Genomic DNA, 2,614 nt, shown 5'->3' with positions numbered 1-2,614 from the left:
TTAACATCGAACTCGATATCCAATGAAAACTTGATTTAGTTGGTTTACAGCGCTTGTAGGCTACTAGATACTCATTATACCCGTGATCAATGAAGGTGCTTGATTTTCGATAAAATCAGGATCATGCTAAGGCCCATGAAAATTACACTGACTCCTCAACAAAAGCTGCAACTCGAGCAGATGCACGATTCTACTCGTGATAGTCGAGTATGCGATCGCATTAAAGCGGTGTTACTTGCTTCTGAAGGTTGGAGTCAGGCTATGATTTCTCAAGCCCTTCGTATTCATGAATCGACTGTCGCTCGTCACCTCAGTGATTATGTTCTCTCTGAAAAGCTTAAGCCTGAAAATGGTGGTAGCCAGAGCCGACTTTCTGCTAAGCAGACTATGCAGCTTATCGAACATTTGACTGAGCATACCTATTCCCATACTCATCAAATTGTCGTGTATGTTAAGGAGGAGTTTGGTCTTAGCTATACGGTTTCAGGCATGAATAAATGGCTTCACCACAATGGTTTCAGCTACAAGCAACCAAAAGGTGTTCCACACAAGTTTGATGAAACAAAACAGCAAGCGTTCATCGAAGCTTACGAAGCCCTAAAGGCAAGTTGCGGCGAGGATGAGTCGATAGTGTTTATCGATGCCGTTCATCCAACACTGTCGACCAAAATCTCCCATGGTTGGATACGCACTGGTCAAGATAAAGTGTTAGAAACGACAGGTAATCGTAGCCGACTGAATATTATTGGCGCACTAAACCTGTCGGATATTGGGTCAACCATTGTTAGTGACTACGACAGCATCAACAGTGAAAACATTGTCCGTTTCTTCTGCAAACTCAGAGAGAGCTACCCGCTAAATCACAAGCTCCATATCATTTTGGATGGAGCAGGATATCACCGCAGTGATTTAGTTAAAGATGCGGCATTTGTGCTTAATATTGAGCTGCATTACCTTCCACCATACAGCCCAAACCTCAATCCGATAGAGCGGCTTTGGAAGGTAATGAACGAGAAGTCGAGGAATAACGTTTACTTCAAAAGTAAACGTGACTTCAAGGAAGCCATAGACCAATTTTTTACTGTAGCTCTTCCAGAGATTGCAGGTTCGTTGACGTCTCGAATCAATGACAATTTTCAGGTGTTCAAGCCTGCATCTTCAAGTTGATTGGGTATATATTTAATTTTTTTGATAATTTAACTGATAATCTATCAATTAGTACCATAGGCTTGGCCATACAATACATAATTACAAAAACAAAAAATGAACAAATTATGGCTGCTAAATCAAAATTTAATTTTGACTCTAACTGCAAACCACTCTCCGCACTAATTTTTAAAGAGTCTATTATGGGTAAATTCATTTCTCCTAATGGAATACCCAATCGCTCTACGAAGTTCCAACTTTCTAATGAGATGTATTCTCCGCAGACTTTATGTCGTGGGTAATCCCCTTTTTCTATTAGTAAAACGCTACGCTTTTCTTGAGTTAGTTGGATTGCCAACGACAAACCCGCTAAGCCACCTCCTACAATTATTGCTTGATATTTTTCTATCCTGTCCATATCAATTCTCAAATAAAACATCCTGTTCCAAAAAGTTCTGTACCATCCCGCTATACTCGTTTTGTTTTACACCATAGGTTGTGAGCATGGATAAAAAAACAGCTTTGTTCGTTTTGGTCTGCTCAATAAATTGAGCTTTTTTATTTATTGATTCTGAAGGTAAGCTTCTTAAAATTTTATCTTCCACTACGCCAATCGGTGTGCGACTGTGACATACCATGAGTAAACTAGACGACGCTATAGAAGCGGCAAAAAAACAAATGAAGGCTCAGAAGATTCCATGCAATGCAGAACTTCTAGAGAAAGTAGCCAGAGGACTAGGACCAGCTCTCTACAAGGCAGACAGCAAGCTAATAGCAGCACGTGATGCTAAAGAGATAGCTACGATCAAGAAAAACTTCATCAGCAAAAAGCTCGGTGAGACTGACGAAGCAAAACAAGATAAAGCCATCGCTCACGCAATTGAGAAAATTGGTCCATCTAACAGACAGAAACTCCGCTCAGTGTTCTATTACCTAATCGTCAAAAAGCTGAAGAAAGAATCAGTTTACGGGTAGTCAATTTATCTAACAGAATTTCAAAGCGGCATCCGGATTCATTTCGGTTGCCGCTTTTTTTCGCTTACTTAGCAATCATGAGATTTTTTCAAACCTGCCAGCCTTGCGATTCTTTCTCACATTTCCTGCGGTGAATATCTCTCCACTCATGGCGATGTAAACTCCCGCGGGCATTGACTGCACTGCCCCCATAGCTAAGCCTAGGTTAAACACCGCATCAGTCACACGGAATCTTGCCGGTGAGAGCGCGCCAGTAATCACAATCGTTTTCCCCTCCACTCCCATAAGGTGCTCAGCAGTCTCGCACATGGTATCTGTGCCATGTGTTATAATAATTGCCTTACTGTCCATCTCCTGAATGAGGTTGACCAAAAAAGCCCTATCCTTAACCGTAATATCTAAGCTGTCCTTTTGAAAAGCTTTATGAATTTGATATTGAAAAGAAGGATTAAGGTGCTTTAATATTCGAGTTACACTCGGATCGCCTACTTCA

The 2,614-nt window shown here is 41.0% G+C and carries 5 protein-coding genes; 2 read left to right on the top strand and 3 right to left on the bottom strand.

Annotation, left to right across the window (positions count from 1 at the left end; translation table 11 throughout):
* Positions 1 to 135: 135 nt before the first annotated feature.
* A complete protein-coding gene (locus Q0688_RS07765; protein ID WP_299074784.1) occupies positions 136 to 1,167 on the top strand; it encodes an IS630 family transposase in 1,032 nt (343 codons plus the stop codon).
* On the opposite strand, the gene Q0688_RS07760 is transcribed toward Q0688_RS07765, so the two are convergent.
* A complete protein-coding gene (locus tag Q0688_RS07760) occupies positions 1,145 to 1,564 on the bottom strand; it encodes an NAD(P)/FAD-dependent oxidoreductase (protein ID WP_299074783.1) in 420 nt (139 codons plus the stop codon). The two genes, Q0688_RS07765 and Q0688_RS07760, sit on opposite strands and share 23 nt — an antisense overlap.
* Before the next feature lies 1 nt (position 1,565).
* Positions 1,566 to 1,751: a hypothetical protein gene (locus tag Q0688_RS07755; protein WP_299074782.1), complete on the bottom strand. Its 186-nt coding sequence runs from the start codon at positions 1,749 to 1,751 to the stop codon at positions 1,566 to 1,568.
* 31 nt (positions 1,752 to 1,782) lie between these two features.
* Between Q0688_RS07755 and Q0688_RS07750 the strand changes: the two genes are divergently transcribed.
* Positions 1,783 to 2,121, top strand: coding sequence for a DUF2853 family protein (locus Q0688_RS07750; protein ID WP_299074781.1), 339 nt, complete (start codon positions 1,783 to 1,785; stop codon positions 2,119 to 2,121).
* Positions 2,122 to 2,196: 75 nt separating this feature from the next.
* On the opposite strand, the gene Q0688_RS07745 is transcribed toward Q0688_RS07750, so the two are convergent.
* Positions 2,197 to 2,614 (bottom strand): asparaginase domain-containing protein (locus Q0688_RS07745; RefSeq protein ID WP_299074780.1); only part of this gene is annotated, 418 nt, incomplete at its 5' end.

The sequence above is a fragment of the uncultured Paraglaciecola sp. genome, from assembly GCF_937123705.1.
Taxonomy (GTDB): domain Bacteria; phylum Pseudomonadota; class Gammaproteobacteria; order Enterobacterales; family Alteromonadaceae; genus Paraglaciecola.
This window is presented reverse-complemented; position numbering and strand designations above follow the sequence as displayed.